At 56.2% G+C, this 21342-nt stretch carries 23 protein-coding genes; 14 read left to right on the forward strand and 9 right to left on the reverse strand.

Annotated features, from left to right (window positions below; genetic code table 11):
• Nucleotides 1-102: 102 nt before the first annotated feature.
• From CLOEV_RS01415 to CLOEV_RS01425, 3 genes are all read left to right on the forward strand, one after another.
• Entirely contained in the window at nucleotides 103-672 is a 570-nt protein-coding gene (locus tag CLOEV_RS01415) for a flavodoxin (RefSeq protein ID WP_008708937.1), read from the forward strand.
• Between the two features lie 54 nt (nucleotides 673-726).
• Nucleotides 727-1860 (forward strand): aldo/keto reductase, encoded by a 1134-nt coding sequence (locus CLOEV_RS01420; RefSeq protein WP_034441456.1) that lies wholly within the window; start codon nucleotides 727-729, stop codon nucleotides 1858-1860.
• A 220-nt stretch (nucleotides 1861-2080) separates the two neighbouring features.
• The gene (locus CLOEV_RS01425; protein WP_034441458.1) at nucleotides 2081-2557 is read left to right on the forward strand and encodes a GNAT family N-acetyltransferase; all 477 of its coding nucleotides are present in this window, start codon (nucleotides 2081-2083) and stop codon (nucleotides 2555-2557) included.
• Nucleotides 2558-2698: 141 nt separating this feature from the next.
• On the opposite strand, the gene CLOEV_RS01430 is transcribed toward CLOEV_RS01425, so the two are convergent.
• A complete protein-coding gene (locus tag CLOEV_RS01430) occupies nucleotides 2699-3139 on the reverse strand; it encodes a MarR family winged helix-turn-helix transcriptional regulator (protein ID WP_034441459.1) in 441 nt (146 codons plus the stop codon).
• A gap of 432 nt (nucleotides 3140-3571) precedes the next feature.
• Between CLOEV_RS01430 and CLOEV_RS01435 the strand changes: the two genes are divergently transcribed.
• A complete protein-coding gene (locus CLOEV_RS01435; RefSeq protein ID WP_034441460.1) occupies nucleotides 3572-4921 on the forward strand; it encodes an MATE family efflux transporter in 1350 nt (449 codons plus the stop codon).
• 348 nt (nucleotides 4922-5269) lie between these two features.
• Here CLOEV_RS01435 and CLOEV_RS01445 read toward each other — a convergent pair whose 3' ends face one another.
• Nucleotides 5270-5674, reverse strand: coding sequence for a MerR family transcriptional regulator (locus tag CLOEV_RS01445; RefSeq protein WP_051484802.1), 405 nt, complete (start codon nucleotides 5672-5674; stop codon nucleotides 5270-5272).
• A gap of 227 nt (nucleotides 5675-5901) precedes the next feature.
• On the opposite strand from CLOEV_RS01445, the gene CLOEV_RS01450 reads away from it, so the two are divergent.
• The 5 genes from CLOEV_RS01450 (at nucleotide 5902) to CLOEV_RS01470 (ending at nucleotide 10889) form a co-directional block, all read left to right on the forward strand.
• Nucleotides 5902-6660: a response regulator gene (locus CLOEV_RS01450; protein WP_034441463.1), complete on the forward strand. Its 759-nt coding sequence runs from the start codon at nucleotides 5902-5904 to the stop codon at nucleotides 6658-6660.
• Nucleotides 6660-8072, forward strand: a complete 1413-nt coding sequence (locus tag CLOEV_RS15625; protein WP_008708948.1) for an ATP-binding protein — start codon at nucleotides 6660-6662, stop codon at nucleotides 8070-8072. The genes CLOEV_RS01450 and CLOEV_RS15625 overlap by 1 nt, the downstream gene beginning before the upstream one ends.
• A 160-nt stretch (nucleotides 8073-8232) precedes the next feature.
• On the forward strand, nucleotides 8233-9081 hold the full coding sequence (locus CLOEV_RS01460) for a Vgb family protein (RefSeq protein ID WP_034441464.1): 849 nt from the start codon (nucleotides 8233-8235) through the stop codon (nucleotides 9079-9081).
• A gap of 24 nt (nucleotides 9082-9105) precedes the next feature.
• The gene (locus CLOEV_RS01465; protein ID WP_245591095.1) at nucleotides 9106-10188 is read left to right on the forward strand and encodes an alpha/beta hydrolase; all 1083 of its coding nucleotides are present in this window, start codon (nucleotides 9106-9108) and stop codon (nucleotides 10186-10188) included.
• Nucleotides 10189-10253: 65 nt separating this feature from the next.
• The gene (locus CLOEV_RS01470) at nucleotides 10254-10889 is read left to right on the forward strand and encodes a flavodoxin family protein (RefSeq protein WP_034441468.1); all 636 of its coding nucleotides are present in this window, start codon (nucleotides 10254-10256) and stop codon (nucleotides 10887-10889) included.
• An 82-nt stretch (nucleotides 10890-10971) separates the two neighbouring features.
• Here CLOEV_RS01470 and CLOEV_RS01475 read toward each other — a convergent pair whose 3' ends face one another.
• Together CLOEV_RS01475 and CLOEV_RS01480 are read right to left on the reverse strand one after the other, a co-directional pair.
• Entirely contained in the window at nucleotides 10972-12165 is a 1194-nt protein-coding gene (locus CLOEV_RS01475) for a GNAT family N-acetyltransferase (RefSeq protein WP_034441471.1), read from the reverse strand.
• A gap of 50 nt (nucleotides 12166-12215) precedes the next feature.
• Nucleotides 12216-12863, reverse strand: coding sequence for a YitT family protein (locus CLOEV_RS01480; protein ID WP_008708958.1), 648 nt, complete (start codon nucleotides 12861-12863; stop codon nucleotides 12216-12218).
• 94 nt (nucleotides 12864-12957) lie between these two features.
• Here CLOEV_RS01480 and CLOEV_RS01485 point away from each other — a divergent pair, with 94 nt between their 5' ends.
• Entirely contained in the window at nucleotides 12958-13773 is an 816-nt protein-coding gene (locus CLOEV_RS01485; protein WP_034441473.1) for a MerR family transcriptional regulator, read from the forward strand.
• 57 nt (nucleotides 13774-13830) lie between these two features.
• Here the strand turns inward: CLOEV_RS01485 and tatC are convergent, their stop codons facing one another.
• The 4 genes from tatC to CLOEV_RS01505 form a co-directional block, all read right to left on the reverse strand.
• On the reverse strand, nucleotides 13831-14562 hold the full coding sequence (gene tatC / locus CLOEV_RS01490) for a twin-arginine translocase subunit TatC (protein WP_051484803.1): 732 nt from the start codon (nucleotides 14560-14562) through the stop codon (nucleotides 13831-13833).
• A complete protein-coding gene (gene tatA / locus CLOEV_RS01495; protein WP_034441475.1) occupies nucleotides 14559-14771 on the reverse strand; it encodes a twin-arginine translocase TatA/TatE family subunit in 213 nt (70 codons plus the stop codon). Before tatA ends, tatC begins: the two co-directional genes overlap by 4 nt.
• A gap of 178 nt (nucleotides 14772-14949) precedes the next feature.
• On the reverse strand, nucleotides 14950-15609 hold the full coding sequence (locus tag CLOEV_RS01500) for a flavodoxin family protein (protein WP_034441477.1): 660 nt from the start codon (nucleotides 15607-15609) through the stop codon (nucleotides 14950-14952).
• Between the two features lie 90 nt (nucleotides 15610-15699).
• Nucleotides 15700-16857 carry a 4Fe-4S binding protein gene (locus CLOEV_RS01505; RefSeq protein WP_051484804.1) on the reverse strand — a complete coding sequence of 386 codons (1158 nt, stop codon included), beginning with the start codon at nucleotides 16855-16857 and terminating at the stop codon, nucleotides 15700-15702.
• A gap of 234 nt (nucleotides 16858-17091) precedes the next feature.
• On the opposite strand from CLOEV_RS01505, the gene CLOEV_RS01510 reads away from it, so the two are divergent.
• The 4 genes from CLOEV_RS01510 (at nucleotide 17092) to CLOEV_RS01525 (ending at nucleotide 19514) form a co-directional block, all read left to right on the forward strand.
• Complete coding sequence (locus CLOEV_RS01510) at nucleotides 17092-17970, forward strand: carboxymuconolactone decarboxylase family protein (RefSeq protein ID WP_084482142.1); 879 nt, start codon at nucleotides 17092-17094, stop codon at nucleotides 17968-17970.
• Between the two features lie 33 nt (nucleotides 17971-18003).
• Entirely contained in the window at nucleotides 18004-18351 is a 348-nt protein-coding gene (locus tag CLOEV_RS01515; RefSeq protein WP_232196840.1) for a MerR family transcriptional regulator, read from the forward strand.
• 71 nt (nucleotides 18352-18422) lie between these two features.
• Nucleotides 18423-18998 carry a flavodoxin gene (locus tag CLOEV_RS01520; protein ID WP_034441479.1) on the forward strand — a complete coding sequence of 192 codons (576 nt, stop codon included), beginning with the start codon at nucleotides 18423-18425 and terminating at the stop codon, nucleotides 18996-18998.
• Nucleotides 18999-19010: 12 nt separating this feature from the next.
• A complete protein-coding gene (locus CLOEV_RS01525; protein WP_034441481.1) occupies nucleotides 19011-19514 on the forward strand; it encodes a cupin domain-containing protein in 504 nt (167 codons plus the stop codon).
• 297 nt (nucleotides 19515-19811) lie between these two features.
• Here the strand turns inward: CLOEV_RS01525 and CLOEV_RS01530 are convergent, their stop codons facing one another.
• Complete coding sequence (locus tag CLOEV_RS01530) at nucleotides 19812-20612, reverse strand: class I SAM-dependent methyltransferase (RefSeq protein WP_034441483.1); 801 nt, start codon at nucleotides 20610-20612, stop codon at nucleotides 19812-19814.
• Nucleotides 20613-21342: the final 730 nt, after the last annotated feature.

Consider the following 21342-nt stretch of genomic DNA (forward strand, 5'->3'; position numbering starts at 1 on the left):
GGCGCTCGAAATCAGGCGTTTGACTTGGAGTCAGCTCTAAGTGATATCCTGTCTAACAAAGAAAATGTGTTTTATACTATAATGTTTAGGAGGATTTTTTTGATGAAGGCATTGGTAATGACGATACTGGCGATGGCGGCGCTCTTCGGCTGGGCGGTTCATGGCGAGGCGGCTCCCGCGCTTGCGGGCAAAAAGCCGCTGATCGTCTATTTTTCATGGGGAGGCAACACTCGTGTGGTGGCGAATCAGATAAAAGAGCTGACCGGCGGCGATCTGTTTGAGGCGCAGACGGTGAAGTCCTATCCGAAGGAATACCGAGCGACCACGGAGCAGGCGAAGAACGAGCTCAATTCAAACGCGCGCCCCGCGTTAAAGGTTTCGAAGCTGCCGAACCTTGGTTCCTATGATACGGTCATCATCTGCCATCCTAACTGGTGGGGGACGATGCCTACGGCGATGATGACGCTGCTTGAGGCTAACGACCTCTCCGGCAAGAAGATCGCGCAGGTCGTGACGCACGAGGGAAGCGGCGTCGGGCGCAGCGGCGGCGATCTGAAAAAACTGTGTCCGAAGTCGGAGATACTTTCCCCGACGGCGATCCGCGGCGGTGGAGTGAAAAACGCGCAAAGAGATGTGGAGAACTGGCTCAAAGAGACGGGCATATTGAAGTAAGGCCTGCCGGCGGTATTGTCTAAATAATTTCCTGATGGAGGGAATGGAAGAGATATGAAAAAGCTTGGATTCGGATTCATGCGCCTGCCGATGACCGATAAGGACGACCCTAAGAGCATCGATAAAGAGATGCTGAAGAAGATGGTGGATATCTTCCTTGAAAGGGGTTTCACCTATTTCGACACCGCCTATATGTATCATGACCATGCCAGCGAGGCGGCGCTGCGCGAGGTGCTGACGGAGCGCCACCCGCGCGGGGCTTTCACGGTGGCGACGAAGCTGCCGCTGATGTTCCTTGAAATAGAGGGCGATCAGGAACGGATTTTTGACGAACAGCTGGAAAAATGCGGCGTCGGCTATTTTGACTACTACCTCCTGCACAATGTCAACGTTCACACTTATGAAAAAATGAAAGAGTTCGACAGCTTCGGTTTCATCGCGAAGATGAAGGAGCGGGGGCTGATAAAGCATATAGGTTTCTCATATCACGACGACGCCGAACTGCTCGACCGCGTGCTTACAGAACACCCGGAGGCGGAATTTGTCCAGCTTCAGCTCAACTATCTCGACTGGGACAACGAGAGCATCCAGTCGCGCAGATGCTATGAAACGGCGCGGCGGCACGGAAAGCCCGTCGTCGTGATGGAGCCGGTAAAGGGCGGCGCGCTTGCCGAAGTGCCGGGCAGCGTGAAAGAGCTATTCAGGAAATATGCCCCCGAAATGTCGGCCGCCTCGTGGGCGGTGCGCTTTGCGGCGAGCCTCGACGGCGTCATGGTCGTGCTCAGCGGCATGTCAGATATGGAACAGCTTCTTGACAACGTTGGCTATATGGAAGATTTCAAGCCGCTTTCGGCGGAGGAGAAAGAGATCCTTGACGGCGCGAAGAAGATCATTTCCGACGCCAACGCGATCCAGTGCACCGCCTGCCGTTACTGCGTCGAGGGCTGCCCGATGGGTATTCCGATACCGGAATATTTCGCGCTCTATAACGCCGAGAAACAGTCGAATGCGGCGGTCTTCTCCATTTCCACGCAGGGGGTCTATTACGCCAACATCACAAAGACGCGCCGCAAAGCCTCCGAGTGCGTGGAGTGCGGCCAATGCGAACGGGCCTGCCCGCAGCACATAAAGATAGTCGAATGCCTCAAAAAGGTCGCCGAAACATTTGAGACGGAGGCCGCCGAATAGAGCGTCGCTCTTTGCCTCGTACTTAGCGCCGCTGGCCGCGGATCAGTTTTGGGGCGCCCTATTCGGTTTTGCGGATTCCGCCGCCGCGCCGCGCGTCGGTCCCTCTGTCGCCCGCCTACATACCCGGACGCCTTTGCGGACCGGGGATACTTGGCCTTTACGCGGTGAAGGAAATAATAACTTAGGCCGGGTAAAAAGTTGGCCGGAAAATGGTGATCGTATGAGGAAGATAATTGTCAAGACGGAGAGGCTTCGCATCGTTCCGCTTAGCATAGAAGAACTCCGCCTTCTGCATGACGGGGAGCCGGACGACGGCATGAAACAGGCTTACGGCGAAATGATGGACGCCGTGCGGAGATCGCCGGGACGTGAAGAGTGGGGGACCTATTGGAATATCTGCCTGACTTCGGGGACGCGGGTTGGCGGGCTCTGCTTCAAGGGCGCGCCCGACGCGGAGGGCGGCGTGGAGATCGGTTACGGAATAGACGAAGCCTATCGGCGGAACGGCTATGCCTCGGAGGCCGTGACGGGCGTCATAAAATGGGCCGCGGAACAGAGCGGCGTGCGCCGCGTGACCGCGCAGACGGAAGAGGAAAACGCCGCCTCCGAAAAAGTCCTCTTGAAGAGCGGCTTTGCGAAGGACGGGAGAGGAGACGAAGGACCCCTCTATAAAATAATACTTGTGAAACCGCAATAGTTCCTCGGCATAAAATAGAAAGAGCGCCTATGAAGATTTTCCCCGCGAAAGCCGCGGCGGCGCACGGCTGGCGCTGTCTCCGTGCCGCTGAGATCCGGCCTGTGCACATCAGCCGGCGCGTCAGCGTGCCTCTGTCGCGATCTAAGAGGTCAATAAAAATTGGGTGTAGGTGTTTTGAACGATCTTTTCAAGCAGGTCACTCAAAGCGGCCTTTTCATCTTCGCTTAATCCTGCTGTCAGCAAGTCCATACAGTTTTTTCCCTGCTGAACAAGGATAGGGTATATTGCTTGCGCCTTTTCGGTAGGGAATAGATCGAACGCCCTCTTGTCCTTTTTGTTTTGTTTCCTTGTGATGTAGCCCGCCTCCATGAGCTTGCCGATCGATTTCGCCACGACGCTCTTTTCAAGCGCGAGTTCATCCACCATCTCATTTTGCGATATGCCGCTCTTTCTGCAAGCGAGAATGACGATGGGGACTTGTGCCGCGGTTAAGCCAAGCGGTGCGGCCTGCTCATTTTTCCACAAATTGACCTTCCGATAGATCTTTGTAATTGCAACAATGTCCTTATCCGGTAAAAGCATTTCTCCGCCCCCATTCCGCATGTGTTTTCATTATACAAAATTTTTGGTGGCAACTGCAACTATGCTATTGACTTTCCGAGCGATGCGCGTATAGTTGTTTTTAGTGGCAGATGCCACTTGTTAACGGGGGTGTTTTTTATCAAATGAAAGGAATAAAAATAGACTGCTTTTTCACCTCTCAAAATCACAACCGCTGGCAATTTCCCCAAACACTTGATGCCGGAAAACTTGGCCGTTCGTTCGGATGGCCCCATTTCGGTATGCGTCGTTAATGCCGCACAGCTCTGGTATGTTCCGGCTCCGAAAGATTTGAAAAAGCGATCTGACTGAAAGTGGCATGGTGAAATAAAGCGCTCTCCCGGCGGCTGCGGCCAAGGCTTTTGTTGCTATGGGAAAGCGAACGCCGCAAAATAATTTGCTTAGGGGTGCGTTATGGAAGAAGAAAATATTTTTGGTTCGCTTCCAATGGGGAAATTGATCACGAAAATGTCCGTTCCCGTCATTGCGACCATGCTGTTTCAAGCGCTCTACAATGTCGTCGACAGTTTGTTTGTGGCGCGGCTTGGCCTCAACCCGTTAACCGCTTTGGGACTGGCATATCCCATACAGATCATTATGATTTCGGCAGCAAATGGGATTGGCGTAGGCATGAACTCTGTCGTATCGCGGCGCATGGGTGCGGACGATACGACAGGCGCCGGAAAGGCGACAGGAAACGCAATCACACTCGGCATCATCTGTTCCGTACTGATGCTGTTGTTTGGCTTATTCGGCGCGAAGCCGTTCTTTTCAATCAGCACAAATGACACCGAGATCATGGGATATGGCGTACAGTATCTTTCGATTTGCTGCATTTATAACTTTGGCCTATTCTTTTCCATTATTGGACAGCGTATGCTGCAAGCCGCGGGGCAGCCCGCATGGAGCATGGGCGTTCATCTGATCGGCTGCATTTTCAATGTCATATTCGACCCCATCATGATTTTTGGGTGGTTCGGCTTTCCTGCTATGGGTGTTTCCGGCGCGGCGACCGCAACCGTGGGCGGTCAAATATTATCGGCTGTCGCCGCATTCGTCGTTTGCGCCATCAAAAAGAAAAGCGTTGCTTTTGGGCTGAAAGATTTATGTCCCTCAAAGGATATTTGGAAGATGTGCAAGGTGGGCGCTCCCGCCGCCGCCGCGATGGGGATCGCTTCAGTCATGTCCTTCGGTATGAACCAAATCCTCAAGACCGAGGCGATAGGCCTTGCCGTGTTTACGGTGTTCTACAAGCTGTGGTGTTTTGTAATAATGCCAATTAACGGCCTGCTGCAAGGTGTCGTCCCTGTTATGGGATATAACTATGGGGCGAAAAAGAGAGAACGCGTTGCTTCCGCTATCAAACTTACTATTTTAGCCGGCGTCGTTATCATGTTCATCATAACGATTCTATTTCAGATGTTTACGGGGCAATTTATCTCGCTTTTTGACAATGGCAAAAACGGTGCCGACTTTATGCCGGCCGGCATTCATGCGCTGCGGATTATTTCCTGGGTTTTCATTCCCTTTGGTTTTGGGCAGGTAGGCAGCAGCCTTTTTCAAGGTATGGGGAAAGGGACGCCAAGCCTGATTTACGCCCTGCTGCATCAATGTATCTTACTGCTCCCTCCCGCGTGGCTATTCCTTAGATGGGGTGGCGTGGACCTGGTATGGTATTCATTTTGGGTCGCAGAAATCCTGTCGGCGGCCATTACTGCCTTTGTGTTTCGATATCAATATAGAAAAATCATGGCGGAAATGTAAATAAAAAATAGGCGGACACATAACTCAACAGAATAAAAGAAAATCTTCCGCCCGTTTAGGGGAAAGAAAAAACAGCCGGCCCTCCTTCAAAGCGGCCGGCGGCGGCGCGGCGCACGGCGGTCAAGGTGTCATAAATTTTTAAATACGCCATTGTTCGCGTATATTTTGTCCGCCCGGCCGCCGTTTTTTCCCCGGGCGCGGAGGCTGGATATTCCGGCCGCGCTCCCGCCGCTTCGGCACAGTAGACGTCCCATATCAATATTCCGGCAAAAATCGCCGCGCAAAGCAGAATGATTATTGTCAATGTCCTTTTCATACTTCTCCTATTTCCTGTACGGCTTTATGTTTCTAAGCCGCGAAGATCACAGGGGAGGCCCCGTCCGCAGGCATGACATTCACCCACCCCTTTATGTCGACCTGGTAATATTCCGCCGCCTGCTGCAGTTTTTTCATACGCCGCGTGATCGCCGCGAGCTCCGACCTGATGCGGTCCATCTGCTCGGCCAGCAGTTCGCGCCGCCTTTTCATGCCGCCCTCTTCTTCCGCCGTCAGGTAACTGCGTATCTGCGCGAGCGAAAAACCCATCTCCCTGAGTTCCTGTATCGTTTCTATGTTGTGAAGGTCCTCATCGGAGAAGAGGCGCCTGTTTTGCCCGTCTCTGTTCAGATGCGGGAAGAGGCCCTCTTTGTCGTAGAATCTGAGAGTATAACCGGAAATCCCCGTAATTTCAGAAGTCTGTTTAACAGTGTACATCTTATCCCCTCCATTTTTTCACGGTAGTTTTTGCGGCAAGGCGCTCCGCGCCTCCCTGACGACGATACTTTAGCGCGCCGACCTTACGCGGTTATGACGCGCGGCGGACGTAATGTTTCTTTGTTTTGCGAAACCTTGCGAGTTTGTCAGATTATGTAGTTGGATTATCGGAGCGCGGAGTATTACAATATCATTTAAAGAAACAGAGATTTTCGGAGGTATGGGCGATGGCCGCTGATCAGGCAAAAATATTGATAGTCGACGACGACCGTGAACTGCGCGAGCTGATCGCGGAGACGCTCTCCGAGTACGGCTATGATTCGCGCGCGGCGAAGAACGGCGCGGAACTCTTTGCCGCGCTCGAGCGGGAGGCTTTCGACCTGATACTGCTCGACATCATGATGCCCGGTGAAGACGGCCTTTCTCTCTGCCGGCGGCTCCGCGCCCCGGGCGCGCCGCACAGTGCCGTCCCGATAATCTTCCTGACGGCGCTGAAAGATACCACCGACAAGGTCGTCGGCCTTGAAATCGGCGGCGACGATTACCTCTGCAAGCCCTTCCACGCACGCGAGCTCATCGCGCGGATACGCGCGCTGCTGCGCCGTTCGTCGTTTTCGGGAGAGACGGGCCGCGTGGGGCTGGTCGGGAGCGGGGAGGCGGATTCGGCGCTTATCTTCGGCAGCTGGAAGCTCAACGTCATGGCGCGCCATCTCATAGACGAGGAGGGTGTCATCGTGCCGCTCTCGGCGGCGGAGTTCCGCCTGCTGATGCTGCTGCTCAGCCATCCGCAGCAGGTCGTCACGCGCGACATGATCATGGATTACCTCGCGGAGCGCAGCCTCAATATCTACGACCGCAGCATCGACGCGCAGGTGAGCCGCCTCCGCGCCAAGCTGAGGGATAAGGGGGCGAATCCGGGACTTATCAGGACGATGCGCGGCGACGGATACATGCTGGCCGCCCCCGTACGCAAGGGGAGTTTGTGATGAAGTCTCTCTGGAGGGCGGTAAAGCCCGATTCCCTCTTTGGTTTTATCCTGCTGGTCCTCATCCTGGGAGCCGCCGCGAACCAGTTTATAAACTTTTACGCCGTCTGCTCGATACAGCACTCGCTCGCGAGGGAGGTGCTCGGTATCGGCCATGACTATGTCTCTTCTGTCTATCAGGCGCTGAACACGATGGAGGGGCCGCAGCGGGAGGCATATCTCAAAAAACTTGATTCCTCGCGCGGCGTGATGCGCAAGCCTTTTCGTTTCAGGATGGTTCCCGCGCCCGCATGGCAGAGCGAGGACTATTACAAATCCGTCAATATGAAAAACGCCGTGGCCGGGGCGATCGGCGCGGCCGGCGCGGATGTCCCCGATATCCGCGCCCGGATGCTCTGGCCTGAATCGCCGGAGGCAACTTCCTCCGATTACGCCGGGTACATCTTCCCGATGCTGCAGGTGCTGATAGCAATGGACGACGGCGGCTGGCTGGAGCTGACGCAGCCGCTTTCGATCACCGACAACCGCCTGGTGTGGCGGCAGAGGATATTCGTCCTCTTTGAATCTCTGATATTTTCCCTTATCGTCATCATCCTCATCCGCTGCGCGGCGAAGCCGATAGAACGCCTCGCGCAGGAGGCGGACCGCTTCGGGCGCAACCCGGAGGCGGCCTGCCCGCTCGACGAGCGCGGCAGCCGTGAGATCCGCGAGGCGGCGCAGTCCTTTAACAGAATGAGGGCGCGCATCTGCGACAACCTTAATGAAAGAAACAACATGCTCGAGGCGATGGGGCACGACCTGCGCACGCCGCTCGCGCGCATCCAGCTGCGGCTGGACAGGATCGAGCCCGAGGAGCTGCGCGAGAAGTTCGCCGCGAACATCGAAGAGATCCGCTCGATAATAGAACAGGGGCTTGAGCTAGCGCGGAGCCTCCACACCTCGGAGAAGGCCGCGCCGATGGACGTGGTCGCCTTTGTCGAGAGTATCGCCGACGATATGGAGACAAAGGAGGGCGATATCCGGCTCGGCGCCATGCCGGACGACGATGCGCCGCTGCTTGTCCGCGCACGTCCGACCTGCCTTAAACGCAGCATCGAGAACCTCCTGACCAACGCGGTCAAGTACGCCGGCGGGGCGGTCGTCTCCGTGGAAAAAGACCGGGGCGATGTCGTCATCAAGATCGAAGACGACGGCCCGGGAATACCGGAGGCGATGTTGGAGAAGGTCTTTGAACCCTATTACCGCCTAGAAGGTTCGCGCAACCGCGAATCGGGCGGTACCGGCCTTGGCCTGTCTATCGCCCGTAATATGGTGCTGCTCAACGAAGGTTCGCTCGTCCTGAAAAACCGTCCGCAGGGAGGCCTCTGCGCGATGATAACGCTCCCCGCGATAGAGGCGAAAAAACGGGCGTAGACAGAAAAATCTTTCCTTCGCAAAAGGCTTGACTTAGAGAAAGCTCTAAGAGTTAGATTGAGGCTGTTGCGGAAAACCAGGTGCTTTTAGAACGGGAACGGCAGGCTGGCCGCTTAGGCTGCCGCCCTGTCGTTCCGTGCAAAAAGGAGTAAAGTGTAAGATGAAAAAAACGACGATGTTCTTTATAGTTCTGCTCGCGGCGGTCTTCGTACCGTGTATCTCAGCGCCTGTCCCGGCCTTGGCGGATACTCCGGTAACGATAAGGGAACCATTCATAAGAGACCTGCAGCTCCCTGTCGGCATGCTCTACGACGGCGAGGGCTCGCTTTATATAGCCGAATGGGCGGCGGGAAGGGTCTGTAAGTATGACTCTAAGGGCAGGAGGACCCTCGTTACGGAAGAGGTGGCGCATCCGTCCGGACTGGCGATGGATGAGGATGGCAGGCTTTTCATCGCCTCTTACAACGAGGGGATCATCTATATGTTTGAAGAGGGCCGCCTCCGCCGTTTCGTCTCGGGTTTTAACGTTCCGGCTGGGATACTGTGGCACGACGGCATCCTCTATGTAGCGAACCGCGACGCGGGCGAGATTGTAAGGGTCTCTCCCGTCGGCCGGAAAGATGTGCTTTCGAAAGGGCATCATTCCCCTGTGGGGATCGCCAGGTTTGACGACGGGAGCCTCGTCATAAGCTGTCTCGGCGGGCTCATTCAGCGTCTCTGGCCCGACGGCAGGGTGACGACGGTCAGCGACGCGCTGAAGTCGCCCGCTCCCGGCATCGTCAGGGACGGCGCTGGCGCGGTCATCGCCGCCGATTACGGCGGCACGAGGATCGCCCGCATTACGCTGGATGGTGTGGCGGAGACGGTAGCGGACGGCTTCTCGACGCCGGTCGGACTTGTACGGCGTCCAGACGGCGGCCTGGTAGTAGCCGCCTGGGGAGACGCGGCGGCATTCAAGGTGGAGCCCGGTATCTCAGGGCCCTCTGACAGCGCAGAAAACAAATTGTAAGCTGAAAGGAAGCGTGCTATGAATATGATGAAAAGGAAAAGCGTATTGTTGTTGACCACGGCGATCATTGTGACCATCTTTGCGGCAGCGGCCGCCGCCGCGCCGTTAAAGAGCCGCCCTTTAATGATAGAAGAACAGGGGAGTTTCGCGGCTGGAGGTAGCATTGTGAGTTCTCCCGGCAAGTTTGACCCCTATAAGTGGAATGGGGATGGGCAGACGCTGCATGGGGATCATGCGAGTGTCTTCTACCAGATACCCGTCAAGGCCCGTAAGCTGCCGCTTGTATTCCTGCACGGAGCTGGGCAGTCTGGCAGGACTTGGGAGACGACGCCCGACGGGCGCGAAGGCTTTCAGGATATTTTCCTGCGGCGTGGCTTCGGAATCTATCTTCTCGACCAGCCGCGGCGCGGCAGCGCCGGGCGCAGCACCGTCCCGATGGAAGTCAAGGCCATTCCCGACGAGCAGCTGCTGTTCGGTATATTCCGTCTTGGGACCTGGCCGAATTTCTATCCAAATGTGCAGTTTTCACGCAACCCGCGTGCGCTTGAACAATTTTTCCGTCAGGCGACGCCTAATACCGGACCGTACGATGCCGGAGTGGTTTCCGACGCGGTGTCGGCGGTTTTCGATCGCATCGGAGAAGGGGTGCTCGTTACCCATTCACAGGGCGGCGGCCCGGGTTGGTATTCGGTGATGAAAAACAATAAGATACGCGCCGTCGCCGCTTATGAACCGGGCAGCGATTTTATCTTTCCGCAGGGAGAGGAGCCGGCTCCGATGCCCAGCTCTGCGGGAACGCTCAAAGCGGTCGGCGTACCGCTCGCAGACTTTATGAAGCTTACTAAAATACCGATAATCGTTTATTATGGAGATAACATTCCGGGAGAACCTACAGATAATCCCGGGCAAGACAACTGGCGTGTGCGTTTGGCGATGGCACGCCTTTGGGCGAAAGCAGTCAATGAAAAGGGCGGCGACGTGACGCTTGTCCATCTGCCGGAGATCGGCATTCGCGGCAACACGCACTTTCCCTTTTCGGATCTCAATAACATTGAGATAGCCGATCTCCTCTCCAAGTTCCTCAAGGAGAAGGGGCTGGATAAATAGCGGCTGGCGTCTGCTAAAGCAGGGCGACAGGACAGGACGATAAAGATAAAGAGGATGGTTAAAGGATGAAAGTTTTGCTGGTGAACGGCAGTCCGCATGAAAAGGGCTGCACATATACGGCTCTCGGAGAGACGGCGAAAACGCTGAACGAAGAGGGGATAGCGACGGAGGTCTTTTGGATCGGCACAAAGCCGCTGTCGGGGTGCGTCGGCTGCAAGGCCTGTGTAAAGCTGGGCCGCTGCGTATTCAACGACTGCGTGAATGATTTTATCGCCCGCGCGGCGGAGGCCGACGGATTTATCTTTGGCACGCCGGTGCATTACGCCGCGGCGGGAGGGGCGATGACCGCCTTTATGGACCGTGCGTTTTATTCCGCGTTCCTCGGCGGCGGCAACCGCGCGTTTTATCTGAAGCCGGCGGCGGCCGTGCTGTCCGCGAGAAGGGCCGGAACGACCTCGGCTTTCGATCAGATCAACAAATATTTCGCTCTTCACGAGATGCCGATCGTTTCATCGCGATACTGGAATATGGTCTTCGGCGCGAAGCCCGAGGACGTATTGCGGGACGAAGAGGGGCTGTATACGATGCGCGTGCTGGCGCGGAACATGGCGTTCCTCCTGAAATGCAAGAAAGCAGGGCTCGCGGGCGGTGTGGAGCCGCCCAGGCGGGAGGAGCCGCGCTTCACGAACTTCATCCGCTGAAACGCCTCACGCCCCTCCGGCAAAGCCGCCGCCGACCCGTTTGTCCGACGCGGCGGCCCTGCCTGCCGTATCGTTGAAGGTTTTAAATATAATCGGAGATATACGGCTTTTTATGGATGACCGCGTTATCGAGAAATTTTATCGTTTCTCTGTCGGCGTCGATCCTCTCCAGCGCGGCAAGCTCCGAGGCCCGCTTGTATCCCAGCAGCAGCGTCGTCAGCGTGCCGATGGACATTGCGGCGGTGTGGCGGCTGGCCGTTTTTGTCACTTCGCACCTGCCGCCGGCGATGTCGAGGGTAAGGCTCTGGTCGTTCCATTCCAGGAAGGGATCGGATATGCGGAGCGTGACGCCGCCGTTTGCTTCGCCGCGGAAGCGGTATTTCTCCAGGAACATCCTTGTATCGACGAGGCGTCCCATGATGTAGGGACGGATCGTCTCCTTGATCTCGCTGTCTTCGAAGCTGAAGGCGATCGGTTCGCTGAAATAGTTGTAGCCGCGCACCTCGCCCACCATCGACTCATGCGCGCCGATGTATTTCCACAGCCCCTTGCGCGATTCCATATCGAGATAGATCATCTCCTTGATATACATGATATCGTCTTTGATGAGATAGACCATGTAACCGCGCGGCAGGTCGTCGTCCCGGTAATAGACGGCGACGGTGGTGTCGTCCTCGTCCCATTTCCAGTATTCGTCCCAGGCGAGGTTGTTGCGGAAGAGGCAGCCATGCGTCTGCTTTGCGAACTGCGTGTGCAGATCCATGAAGTCGGGGTCCTCCCAAGAGACACGCCGGACGTATCCCGCCGCCTCGATGTTTTTGGGCAGCTGCACGTCACGAATGCTGTATGACATCTTGTCCGAGATGATCTCCCAGCCCTTTTTGCGGTAGAGAGGGATGGAATACGGATAGAGCAGGGAGATCGACTGCCTGTTGTCGCGCATCTCGCTGAGCCCCTTCTTCATCAATTGGGACATCAGCCCCAGCCCCGAGTATTCGGGGTAGGTGGATACGCTTGTGATGAAAGCTACCTGATAGACGACGGAGTGAATGTTCATCTCCAGCGGGTAGACGGCGAACTGTGAGACGAGTTCGTCCCCGTCAAAACAGCCCCAGACGCTGGCGCGCTCCAACACGGGGAACTTTGACTGTTTGATGTCCTCATCCTCCCAGCCGCTCTCCAGCAGCGTCTTTTCCGTGACCTGAAAGGCGTAGCGCAGCAGGCCGTTGTATTGGTCAAGATCCTGTGCCGTTAATTTTCTGATGTCGATACTCATCCTGTCTTATCATTCCTTTACCGCGTTCTCTCTCCGGTTATGAGGATATTTTACCTCTTTACCGGGCGGAAAATCTTTGCCTCCTGGATAAATCCGATCAGCAGGGATGAAACGGTGACCGTCACCAGCGAAAAGGCGATGCGGCTGAGCGGGATGTAGCTCAGCGACAGGGCCAGCACGATGATATCCGTCACAAGGTAGGCCCTGGCGATCTTCCATTTGGTGACGCGGGCTATCGTCAGCGCCAGCGCGTCGTCTCCGCCGCCGGAACCGCCCTGTCTCACGATCAGGCCCACGCCCAGCCCGACAAATACCCCGCCGCAGAGGGCGGCGAGCAGCGGCGTGCCGGTCATATCGGGCAGTACGCGCGGAAACTGCTCCCATAGCCTGAAAAAACTCGCGAGGCTCAGCGTCGCCACCGCGGAGAGCCGGATGAAAGCGCCGCCAAGGTATTTGAAAGCCAGCGAATAACAGGCGATGTCGAGCACCGGCGTAACTATTGAGGGAGAGATCCCCAGCCAGTGATTCGCCAGCAAAATCATACCAAGCACGCCGCCCTCCGTCACTACGCCCAGTTGATGGATGTTGTAGACACCGAACGAACTGATCGCCGTACCTATCATGATTATAACTATTTTCCCGGGGGAAAGTCCCTCCATATTTTTCCGTATTAGATCGAGTAATATATTTTTTCCCATTTTGAAACGCTCCCTTTCGCAAATACTATAAACTCTGGCATAATACCAGGGTCAAGATAAATTTTGCGGCCTGTCCGCGAGGGGGAGCCTGACGGTGAAAAATTATTATAAAATCAACGAGATATCCAAACTTTACGGTATCGGCGTCGATTCCCTCCGATACTATGAACGGCTGGGAATCCTGCGCCCGCGGCGGGACGTAAACGGCTACCGGCTATACAGCCTGAAGGAGATGTACAAACTGAACATCATCCGCGATCTGCGGCGGCTTGATTTTTCCATGGCACAGATAAAGGAGTACCTGGCGGACCAGAGCGTCGCCAATACTTTGGAGCTGCTGCGCCGCGAACAGGCGCTGCTTGCGGAACGGCTGCGGGAGCTGCTGACGCGCGAAGAGCTGATCAAAGAGAGGATCGCCGTCCTCGATAACGCGCGGAATATCCGGACGGGAGTTTTTACCGTTAAGGACCTGCCGGACAGGTTTTGTGTGCGGCTCAGCGAACATATCGCGCGGGACGAAGAGATGGATTTCGCCGTCAAAAAACTTCACCGGCAGCATGAAGAGAAGATCAGGGACTTCGGCAATCAGATTATCGGAGCCTTCCCATCTATGGAGAATTTGAGGAACGGCATTTCCAATGTCTATGAAGCAGTGTTTTTTATTCTGGAACGGCGGTCGCCCGACTATGATTTCATCCTGCCGGCGGGAGAATATCTCTCTTATTTCTACGGCGGCGGCTATGGGCAGAACGCGAAAAGGATGGAGGAGCTGCTCGCCTATGCAAAAGAGGAGGGGCTGCGCCTGTCCGGCGAGCCCTTTGAGATGTACGAGATAGACAACCGCGACACCGTAAGAGAGGAGGAATTCCTCACGGAGATACAGGTGCGGGTGGCGGCCCCGCGACAGTGAGCGTCTTTTACGGGGATGTCCGGGGAGAGGCGGCCGCTCTCATAGGCGGAACCTTTGCTAAGCGGAAGGCACGCTCTCCCTTGCCTCTATGCGTCCCGCTATTATCAGCCCGAGCTCGAAGAGCAGCCAGGTCGGTATGGCGAGCATGAGCTGGCTGACGATGTCGGGAGGGGTGAGGATGGCGGCGGCGATCAGGATCGCCGTGGCGATGTAGGGCCGCTTGCGGCGCAGGCTCCCGCAGGATATCACGCCGAAGCGGACCGCCAGCAGGACGATGATCGGGGACTGAAACATGACGCCGAAGGCCAGCGTCAGCCATCCGGCCAGATTTAAAAAGTTTGCGAGCCCGATGCTCGGCCGGAGCTCCGCCGTGGCGAAGCCGCCGGAAAAGTTCATCATCAGCGGCAGTATGAGGCCGATGCTGAAGGCCGCGCCGCAGAAAAAGAGTAAAGATGATGAAACGATGCAGCAGCCGAGGGCCTTGCGCTCCCTTTTATAAAGCGCCGGCAGCAGGAAACGCCATAATTGCAGGATGTTCCACGGATAGGCGGCCAGCAGCGCGGCGATCAGCGCCAGCCGCAGCCGGACCCAGAGCACCTCCATCGGCGCGAAGTAATGCAGCGTGCCGGCCGATTCCGGAAAACACCACCGTACCAGCGCGTTGATGAGGTACGGCGACGCCAGATATCCGACGGGATAGAGGACGGCCGTCGCCGCCGCGCACCGCAGCAGCGCGTCCCTCAGCGCCTCGAGATGGGGGGCGAGGGTCTCTTCGTGATCGTTCGTCATTCTTTTCCCGTATTTTTATCTTCGCCCTCGGCGGCCCTTTCCGCCGCTTCCATAAATTCGCGGCTCTCGGCGTTCAACTCCTCCTTTGCCTTTTTAAATTCATAAGATGCGCGTCCCATTGCCCGCGCCAGTTCGGGGATGCGCTTAGCTCCGAATACGATGAGGATGAACAGGGCGATCAAAATTATTTCCGTAAATCCAAGTGACATGCCAAATACCTCCTGTTGTTTGTTGTCTTGCGGAAGCGGCGGGAACATTTACGGCAAAAAGCGATCTCCCCGCTTTGTCGGATCGTGTTCCTGTGATATCGCCGCTCTGATTGCTTACGCCGTTATGGCGCGCCAATGGCAAAAACTGCCGGCTTCCCGCAATTTTGCCGGGCTTTTCCTAAAGCGTTTTGCCGAGCCGGTAGGCCGCCTCAACGTATTTTGTGTTGTTCACCGCCCCCTCCGGCCAGACCCCGGGGACGATGATCTGCCCCGCGTCCTCCCAGCCGAGGTATTTCAGCAGCACGTTGTAATGAGAGATGATCGGCGCCGCTTCGGAGGCGGCGGTATTGGCGTAGGTCATCATCAGCACCGCCCTTTTATGGACGTGGATCTTTCCGTTGAGCGCGTAGAAGCGGTCGATCACGCTTTTGAGCTGCGCCGAGATCCCGAAATAATACATCGGCGTCGCGAAGGCGACCAGATCGGCGGGGACAAGATGTTCGCGCACGAAGGAGAAGTCGTCCTGATATACGCAGGGGCCGTCCATCCCGCAGTGGCTGCAGGCGGAACAGGGATGTACGTTTTTTAACGCGGCGTCGAAACGCGCGGTTTCATGCCCCGCCTCCTTCGCGCCGCGGATGAACTGCGCGGCGAGCGCGCCCGAATTGCTGTTTTTGCGCGGGCTGCCGGTGATCACGAGTATCTTCATTTTTTTATCGCCAGCTTTCCTTCCGACGTTTGCCGGCTGCGCGGCGGCGAGCAGCGGCGCGCCGAGAAGCGTGCCCCCCGTGACCGCGGCGGCCGTTAAAGATGCTTTGATGAAATCTCTTCTGTTCATGTCCGTTTCTCCTCTCTGTCTTGAACGTTTTTGTGCGATGGCTAAGAGGCTACACTCTGGAGCCGGCTCCAAGTCAAGCGCGGAAAATTTTTATGGCATCCGGAATAGGGTCATTATCGACGAGACAAAGAAAATGGCCGACATTGTCAGTTTCAACGCGCGCGGCGCGGAGGCGGCGCAGACCGACGAGTCGCCCTGAGCGAATTTTATCAGCGTGCCGGTGGGGCAGAGGAAGCGGCAGTAGGGGCGCGGCGTGACGAGCGAGAGCGCGAAAAAGACGCCCGCGAGGACCAGCACCGGCCAGGCGGCGCGCCGGAAGAGGAAGGCGGAGAAGAGTTCGTAGTCCATCAGCTCAAAGCCGACGCCGAGCCACATCAGCAGCATCATCGCCATCCATACGGCCTCCCGCAGCCGGCCGAGCCATTTTATCGCGTCGGCGGGAAGCTTTGCCTTGGGAACAGGTATCCGGCCTAAAAGTTCCTGCAGCGAGCCGAGCGGGCATATCCACGAACAATAGTGTCCCTTTTTTCCGAAGAGGGGCATGATGAAGGCGGCAAAGAGAAGCGCAAGCGCCGGCGCGGCATTCCATGACCTTACCCCGTTGGCGGCGAAGCCGGTCAGCAATGAGAGCGAGATGAAGGTCCCGCTCCAAAAGCCGAGGACCGCGGTGTTGGCCAGCAGCTGGAGGGGGCGGTATTTGGGCGACCTTATGAATAGGGGAAGAAACAGTCCGCAGAGAGCCACGGCGAGCGCCGCCAAAGCGCCGGCCCCGGGGCGGCTCCCTTCGCGCGGAGCTTCCGCCGCCGTTCCCCGCGCGTATTCCATGCCGCGCCGGAAGGTCCCGATCACGGCGTTTGACGATATCGTCGCGCCGCTCACCGCCGCGACCTCTTTGTTCAGCGCCTCCTCCGCCGTCAGGCCGTTCCAGGCGGAGAGGATATTGCTTTCCACCTGCGCGAAAAAGGGCGGCGTCTCGTAATTATCCTGTGCCTCGACGCGGACGACGCGCCCCTCTTTCATATATATGTGAAGCGGGATGCCGCCGCCGAAGCCCAGAATATCCTTTGCCAGCCCCTCGGTGGAGATGACGCGCGATCCGTCTTCCGCCGTCCATTCCGTCCGTGTTCCCCCGCCCTTCTGATCGCCCGGAGCGACGCCCAACAGCTTTCCGTCCCTGTTGAACGCGGCTGCCGCGATCAACAGCAGCGCGGCAGCGAGAAAGGCGATCCGGTTGAATTTTATTTTCATGGCATATTTCCCCCCGAACCTTATGTTTGCGGCGATTATAAATGCTGGAGTTGACTCCAACGCAAGCGGTCAAAGCCAGAAAATTTTTTAAAAATTCACACTTGACTTAGAGTTAACTCCAGCGAATAAGCTTTATCCGCGCCGCCGAAGAGGAGGCGCGCCCTGCCGCCGGCAAAAATTGCCGCGCGAGGCCGGATGCGTAAATAAAAATATAAATACGGAGGGATGACAGCAATGCCGCAGTTCAAGTATTTCATGATATCGATGGCGGTACTCGCCCTTGTTATGGCGATGACACTGCTGCTGGAAAGGGCCTGCTCAGCGGAGGAGATGGTTCCGGAATGGGCGCTGAAGGCGCAGCTGAGGGAGAGGAGCGATTTTGGCCGCCCGAAGTTTGAGGAACTCTTCAAGGGGCGCGACGGGGCGCGCTATGGCGACGAGGAGCTGGTCGCCGTCATGGACCGTTTCCTCTACGGGGATATCTTCCGGCGCGGGACGCTGACGGACAAACAGCGCGAACTCATCACGCTCGCCGTGCTGACGACGAACCGGAACCTCGACGACCTCAAGGCGCATGTGAAGGCCTCGCTCAACATCGGCGTCACGCCGGAAGAGATAAAAGAGGCGGTCTACCAGTGCGCTCCCTACATCGGATTTACCAAGGCGCTTGAGGGCGCCTACGCGATGAACGAGGCCTTCCGCGAGAAAAAGATCAAGCTGCCGCTCGCGAGCCAGGCGACGGTGACGGAAAAGGACCGTTACGCGAAGGGCTTCGTAACGCAGAAGTCCATCTTCCCCGCCGGACTTGACGGCATGTACCAGAGTTCGCCGGAAAACAGAAAACACATGGCGGAGTATCTCGCCTCCGTCTGCTTCGGAGATTTCTACACGCGCGGCGCGATAGACGTAAAAATGCGCGAGATACTCACCCTCTGCGTCCTCTCGGCGCAGGGCGGCTGCGAGAGCCAGGTCAAAAGCCATGTACAGGCCAACCTCAACGTCGGCAACGACGAAGATCTGATGATCGAGGCGATCACCCAGTGCCTGCCCTTTATCGGGTTCCCGCGCACGCTCAACGCGCTGGCCTGCGTCGCGGAAGTCGTTAAAAAATAGATCTTGCGCGGCGCGTAAGAACCTTTGACGGAGGTGGGGAAAATATACATTACCGAAGCAAGCAATAAAACCGGGCTGTCGGTGGAGACACTTCGTTATTACGAAAAAGTGGGGCTGATACCGAGAGTCGAGCGCACCGATGCCGGGCTGCGCCGCTACGGGGAGACGGACTGCTGCTGGATAGAGTTCATAAAGTGCATGAGGGACGCCGGCGTTCCCATAGACGTTCTCGTCGAGTACGTCCTGCTCTATCAGCAGGGGGAGTCCACCAGGCAAAAACGGTCGCTGATGCTGGCCGAGCAGATGAGGCTGCTGGACGAGAAGATCGCCGAATTACAGCGGACGCGCGAAAAGCTGCGTATGAAAATAACGTCGCATTAAATAAACAGGTTATCCCCTCGCGAAAAAGCGCGGGAAAAACAACTATAAAAACATATCACGGAGGTAAAACTATGGAGACAAAAATGTTAATGATCGCGATCGTATGCGCGGCGGCCGCGGGCCTCGCCGCGCTGGGACAGGCCGTCAAGGCCGAGGCCGCCGTCGCCGCGGAACCGGCGAAGATCCTGATCGCCTACTACTCGTACAGCGGCAACACGAAGGCCGTGGCGGAGCAGATACAGAAGGCGACCGGCGGAGAAATCTTTGAGATCAAGCCGGCAAAGGCCTATCCTGCAAGCTACAACGAATGCGTCGATCAGGCGAAAAAAGAGTGCGGCGAAGGCTTCAAGCCGCAGCTTGCGGGGGCGCTGCCGGACGTCTCCAAATACGACGTGGTCTTCGTCGGCACCCCGAACTGGTGGGGCACGATGGCGCCGCCCGTCCTCAGCTTCCTCTCCGCCCGTAATTTTGCCGGCAAGACCGTCATCCCGTTCATGACGCACGGCGGCGGCGGAGTCCAGCGCTGCGAGGCCGACATCTGCAAGGCGGCTCCGAAAGCGGCCTTTGGAAAGATCGGCGTCTTCTCCGGGAACGGCGGCTCCTCTGTGGCGGGCTGGATCAAGGAAGTCGTAACGGTCAAAAGATAGGGAAAGGATAAGATGATGATGATAAAAATAATAGCGCTGTCCGCAATACTTCTCTCCGTTTTATTTACTGTCGCCGTTAGAGAGGCGAAGGCGGAAGGCAGAGAAGTCCCGAAAGTCAGCCCATTTCCCATAGGCGAAGAAAACAGGGGATTCGCGCAGTATTTCAGCGGAAGGTCGTGGCTCGCGCCTCTGGCGGCCGACAGGCGGCTTAACGTCCCCATATTCAACGTCACCTTCGAGCCCGGATGCCGCAACAACTGGCACGTTCACACGGGCGGGCAGGTGCTGATCGCCGCCGGAGGCGTCGGCTACTATCAGGAGCGCGGCAAAACGGCCCGCCGCCTCGTGCCCGGCGACGTCGTCGAGATCGCGCCGGATGTGGAACACTGGCACGGAGCCGCGCCTGACAGTTGGTTCTCACATCTTGCGATCGAGTGCAACCCCGGCAGCAACAAAAACACCTGGCTGGAACCGGTGACGGAGGAGGACTACAAAGCCGCGGCGAAGGGGAAATAGGCGGATGGCGGACGAAGGTTGACGGCATAGTTTGATGCGAAACGCGAGTGGGGCCTGCCCCAAAGATACATCTTGCTGTGAACGCGCCTCGGCGCGGAGATGTCTGTTCACAGACCTCCTGACTTTTGCAGTTTCTCCCAGCTAAACAAGCGCTGAACCGTTGGTATATCACGGTTCAGCGCTTGTTATCTTTTACAAATTACGTAGTTCAAAACTCTTTAGGAAGTTCTGTGGCGAAAATGTTTTTGAAGATCGGTTTTAGTAGAGTAAGTTGTTAAAGGCTCATTGTGGTTTTTCTTATTTTTTGATCTCCAGGCAAACGATTTTATCGTTGCAGTTTTGATTCCACCAGGGGATCAGCGACAACAGGCCGAATAAGCCCCACCGTCTTCTAAAGCCTTCGTAAAACGTCCACTGCCGCAAAAACCGCAGCTTCTTATGCAGCGTTTCTATCTCTTTGCCGTCCGTCACGCCCCACAAAAAGGGGGCCTTCTTTGTGTCCACCGTATCATGGTGCTTTTGTTGTTTGATCATAAAGGGCGTCATGACTTCCATTAATAAAAAAGCGCCGGGGAAATGCTCTGCCGCGAGAGAAAAAAATTGACACATCTGTTCTTTACTGAAATACATGGATGCCCCTTCCATAATAATTAGGACGTCTTCACCGTTGCGAGGCACCATGCCGGGCCAGCTTTCATCGAATAGAGAGGCTGTGATCTCATGTTCCCGTTCATTTGTATTGGGGATAAGCTCTGACCGCAGCTGCATCACATGCGGCAGATCAAGGTTGTACCACTGAATACTGCCATTGTCCACCCGTTGGAATCTGGTATCCAGGCCGCAGGCCAGGTTGATACAGATAGCTTTCGGATGCTCCGCGAAAAAACGCCTCGCTTCTCTGTCCAGAATAGCGCTGCGTACCGCCACGCCGGCCTGAGATAGCTTGCCTTCAGCAAATTTGCTGAAATCATAATCTATTTTATTTATCAGTTCCGCCGCCGTCGGATCTTCAATCAAATGCTCGCCTTTTCTAGTTGTTTCGTAAGCTCTGGCCCATAGCGGGATCAGGGTCGTTTCTTCTACGCCTGTAAGTTTCATTAGTTATCCCTCCTGTAACACAATTGGTTAGCTATTGCTAATTATAGCACGTATTAAATATTTATACTATTTGAACGCTCTTGGATTCATGGCAAGCGCATCAAGAAAGATCCGTAAATTGGGGTTTACACGCGAATATGAGAGAATGGCAAACTGCGATTTATCCCTTTAAAGCCTCCCTCCCCGAGGGAGGTGGCAGCCGCATGTTTTTGCGGCTGACGGAAGGAGTGTTGCACTGCGTGGCGTATGTTTTCCGCGCCACGCAGTGCCCGCGGCGACAGCCGCGGAAGCACGCGAAAGAAGATAAGATCAAGAGCAAAACAAAACCCAAAGTCAAAACTCCTCCAGTCTCGGCGAAAAAGCACCGCCGAGCCAGCCCCCTCTAAGAGGGAGCCTCTAAAGGCGTAAACCAAAATCGCTGAATATCGACAAAGTGCTTTTTGTGGATGCCCGCTAAATCGCAGTTTATCTTTTCCCCGCAATCGCGTAAACCCCAATTTATCTTCCCTCCCAATCGAGTAAATCGGCGTTTAGACGTGCCGGATGCTAAATAACTTTGGGGTCTGCGCCCGGAGCCGTATATCAATACGGCGAGGACCGCAGACCCCAAAGTTATGACGCAGACGGTGCGTATAAACGCCGATTTACGCCAATTTATCACTGTCTGCCTGTTAATGTGTCTGCCCTGCTCTTACCTTCATTATGTTTTCGCACATAAACGCTCAAAGCC

Source organism: Cloacibacillus evryensis DSM 19522, from assembly GCF_000585335.1.
Classification (GTDB): Bacteria; Synergistota; Synergistia; order Synergistales; family Synergistaceae; genus Cloacibacillus; species Cloacibacillus evryensis.

Excerpts from the sequence above, each read along its gene's own strand:
- CLOEV_RS01415 (WP_008708937.1), top strand. The coding sequence starts at position 103 with ATGAAGGCATTGGTAATGACGATACTGGCGATGGCGGCGCTCTTCGGC.
- CLOEV_RS01420 (WP_034441456.1), top strand. The coding sequence starts at position 727 with ATGAAAAAGCTTGGATTCGGATTCATGCGCCTGCCGATGACCGATAAG.
- CLOEV_RS01425 (WP_034441458.1), top strand. The coding sequence starts at position 2,081 with ATGAGGAAGATAATTGTCAAGACGGAGAGGCTTCGCATCGTTCCGCTT.
- CLOEV_RS01430 (WP_034441459.1), bottom strand. The coding sequence starts at position 3,139 with ATGCTTTTACCGGATAAGGACATTGTTGCAATTACAAAGATCTATCGG.
- CLOEV_RS01435 (WP_034441460.1), top strand. The coding sequence starts at position 3,572 with ATGGAAGAAGAAAATATTTTTGGTTCGCTTCCAATGGGGAAATTGATC.
- CLOEV_RS01445 (WP_051484802.1), bottom strand. The coding sequence starts at position 5,674 with ATGTACACTGTTAAACAGACTTCTGAAATTACGGGGATTTCCGGTTAT.
- CLOEV_RS01450 (WP_034441463.1), top strand. The coding sequence starts at position 5,902 with ATGGCCGCTGATCAGGCAAAAATATTGATAGTCGACGACGACCGTGAA.
- CLOEV_RS15625 (WP_008708948.1), top strand. The coding sequence starts at position 6,660 with ATGAAGTCTCTCTGGAGGGCGGTAAAGCCCGATTCCCTCTTTGGTTTT.
- CLOEV_RS01460 (WP_034441464.1), top strand. The coding sequence starts at position 8,233 with ATGAAAAAAACGACGATGTTCTTTATAGTTCTGCTCGCGGCGGTCTTC.
- CLOEV_RS01465 (WP_245591095.1), top strand. The coding sequence starts at position 9,106 with ATGATGAAAAGGAAAAGCGTATTGTTGTTGACCACGGCGATCATTGTG.
- CLOEV_RS01470 (WP_034441468.1), top strand. The coding sequence starts at position 10,254 with ATGAAAGTTTTGCTGGTGAACGGCAGTCCGCATGAAAAGGGCTGCACA.
- CLOEV_RS01475 (WP_034441471.1), bottom strand. The coding sequence starts at position 12,165 with ATGAGTATCGACATCAGAAAATTAACGGCACAGGATCTTGACCAATAC.
- CLOEV_RS01480 (WP_008708958.1), bottom strand. The coding sequence starts at position 12,863 with ATGGGAAAAAATATATTACTCGATCTAATACGGAAAAATATGGAGGGA.
- tatC (WP_051484803.1), bottom strand. The coding sequence starts at position 14,562 with ATGACGAACGATCACGAAGAGACCCTCGCCCCCCATCTCGAGGCGCTG.
- tatA (WP_034441475.1), bottom strand. The coding sequence starts at position 14,771 with ATGTCACTTGGATTTACGGAAATAATTTTGATCGCCCTGTTCATCCTC.
- CLOEV_RS01500 (WP_034441477.1), bottom strand. The coding sequence starts at position 15,609 with ATGAACAGAAGAGATTTCATCAAAGCATCTTTAACGGCCGCCGCGGTC.
- CLOEV_RS01505 (WP_051484804.1), bottom strand. The coding sequence starts at position 16,857 with ATGAAAATAAAATTCAACCGGATCGCCTTTCTCGCTGCCGCGCTGCTG.
- CLOEV_RS01510 (WP_084482142.1), top strand. The coding sequence starts at position 17,092 with ATGCCGCAGTTCAAGTATTTCATGATATCGATGGCGGTACTCGCCCTT.
- CLOEV_RS01520 (WP_034441479.1), top strand. The coding sequence starts at position 18,423 with ATGGAGACAAAAATGTTAATGATCGCGATCGTATGCGCGGCGGCCGCG.
- CLOEV_RS01525 (WP_034441481.1), top strand. The coding sequence starts at position 19,011 with ATGATGATGATAAAAATAATAGCGCTGTCCGCAATACTTCTCTCCGTT.
- CLOEV_RS01530 (WP_034441483.1), bottom strand. The coding sequence starts at position 20,612 with ATGAAACTTACAGGCGTAGAAGAAACGACCCTGATCCCGCTATGGGCC.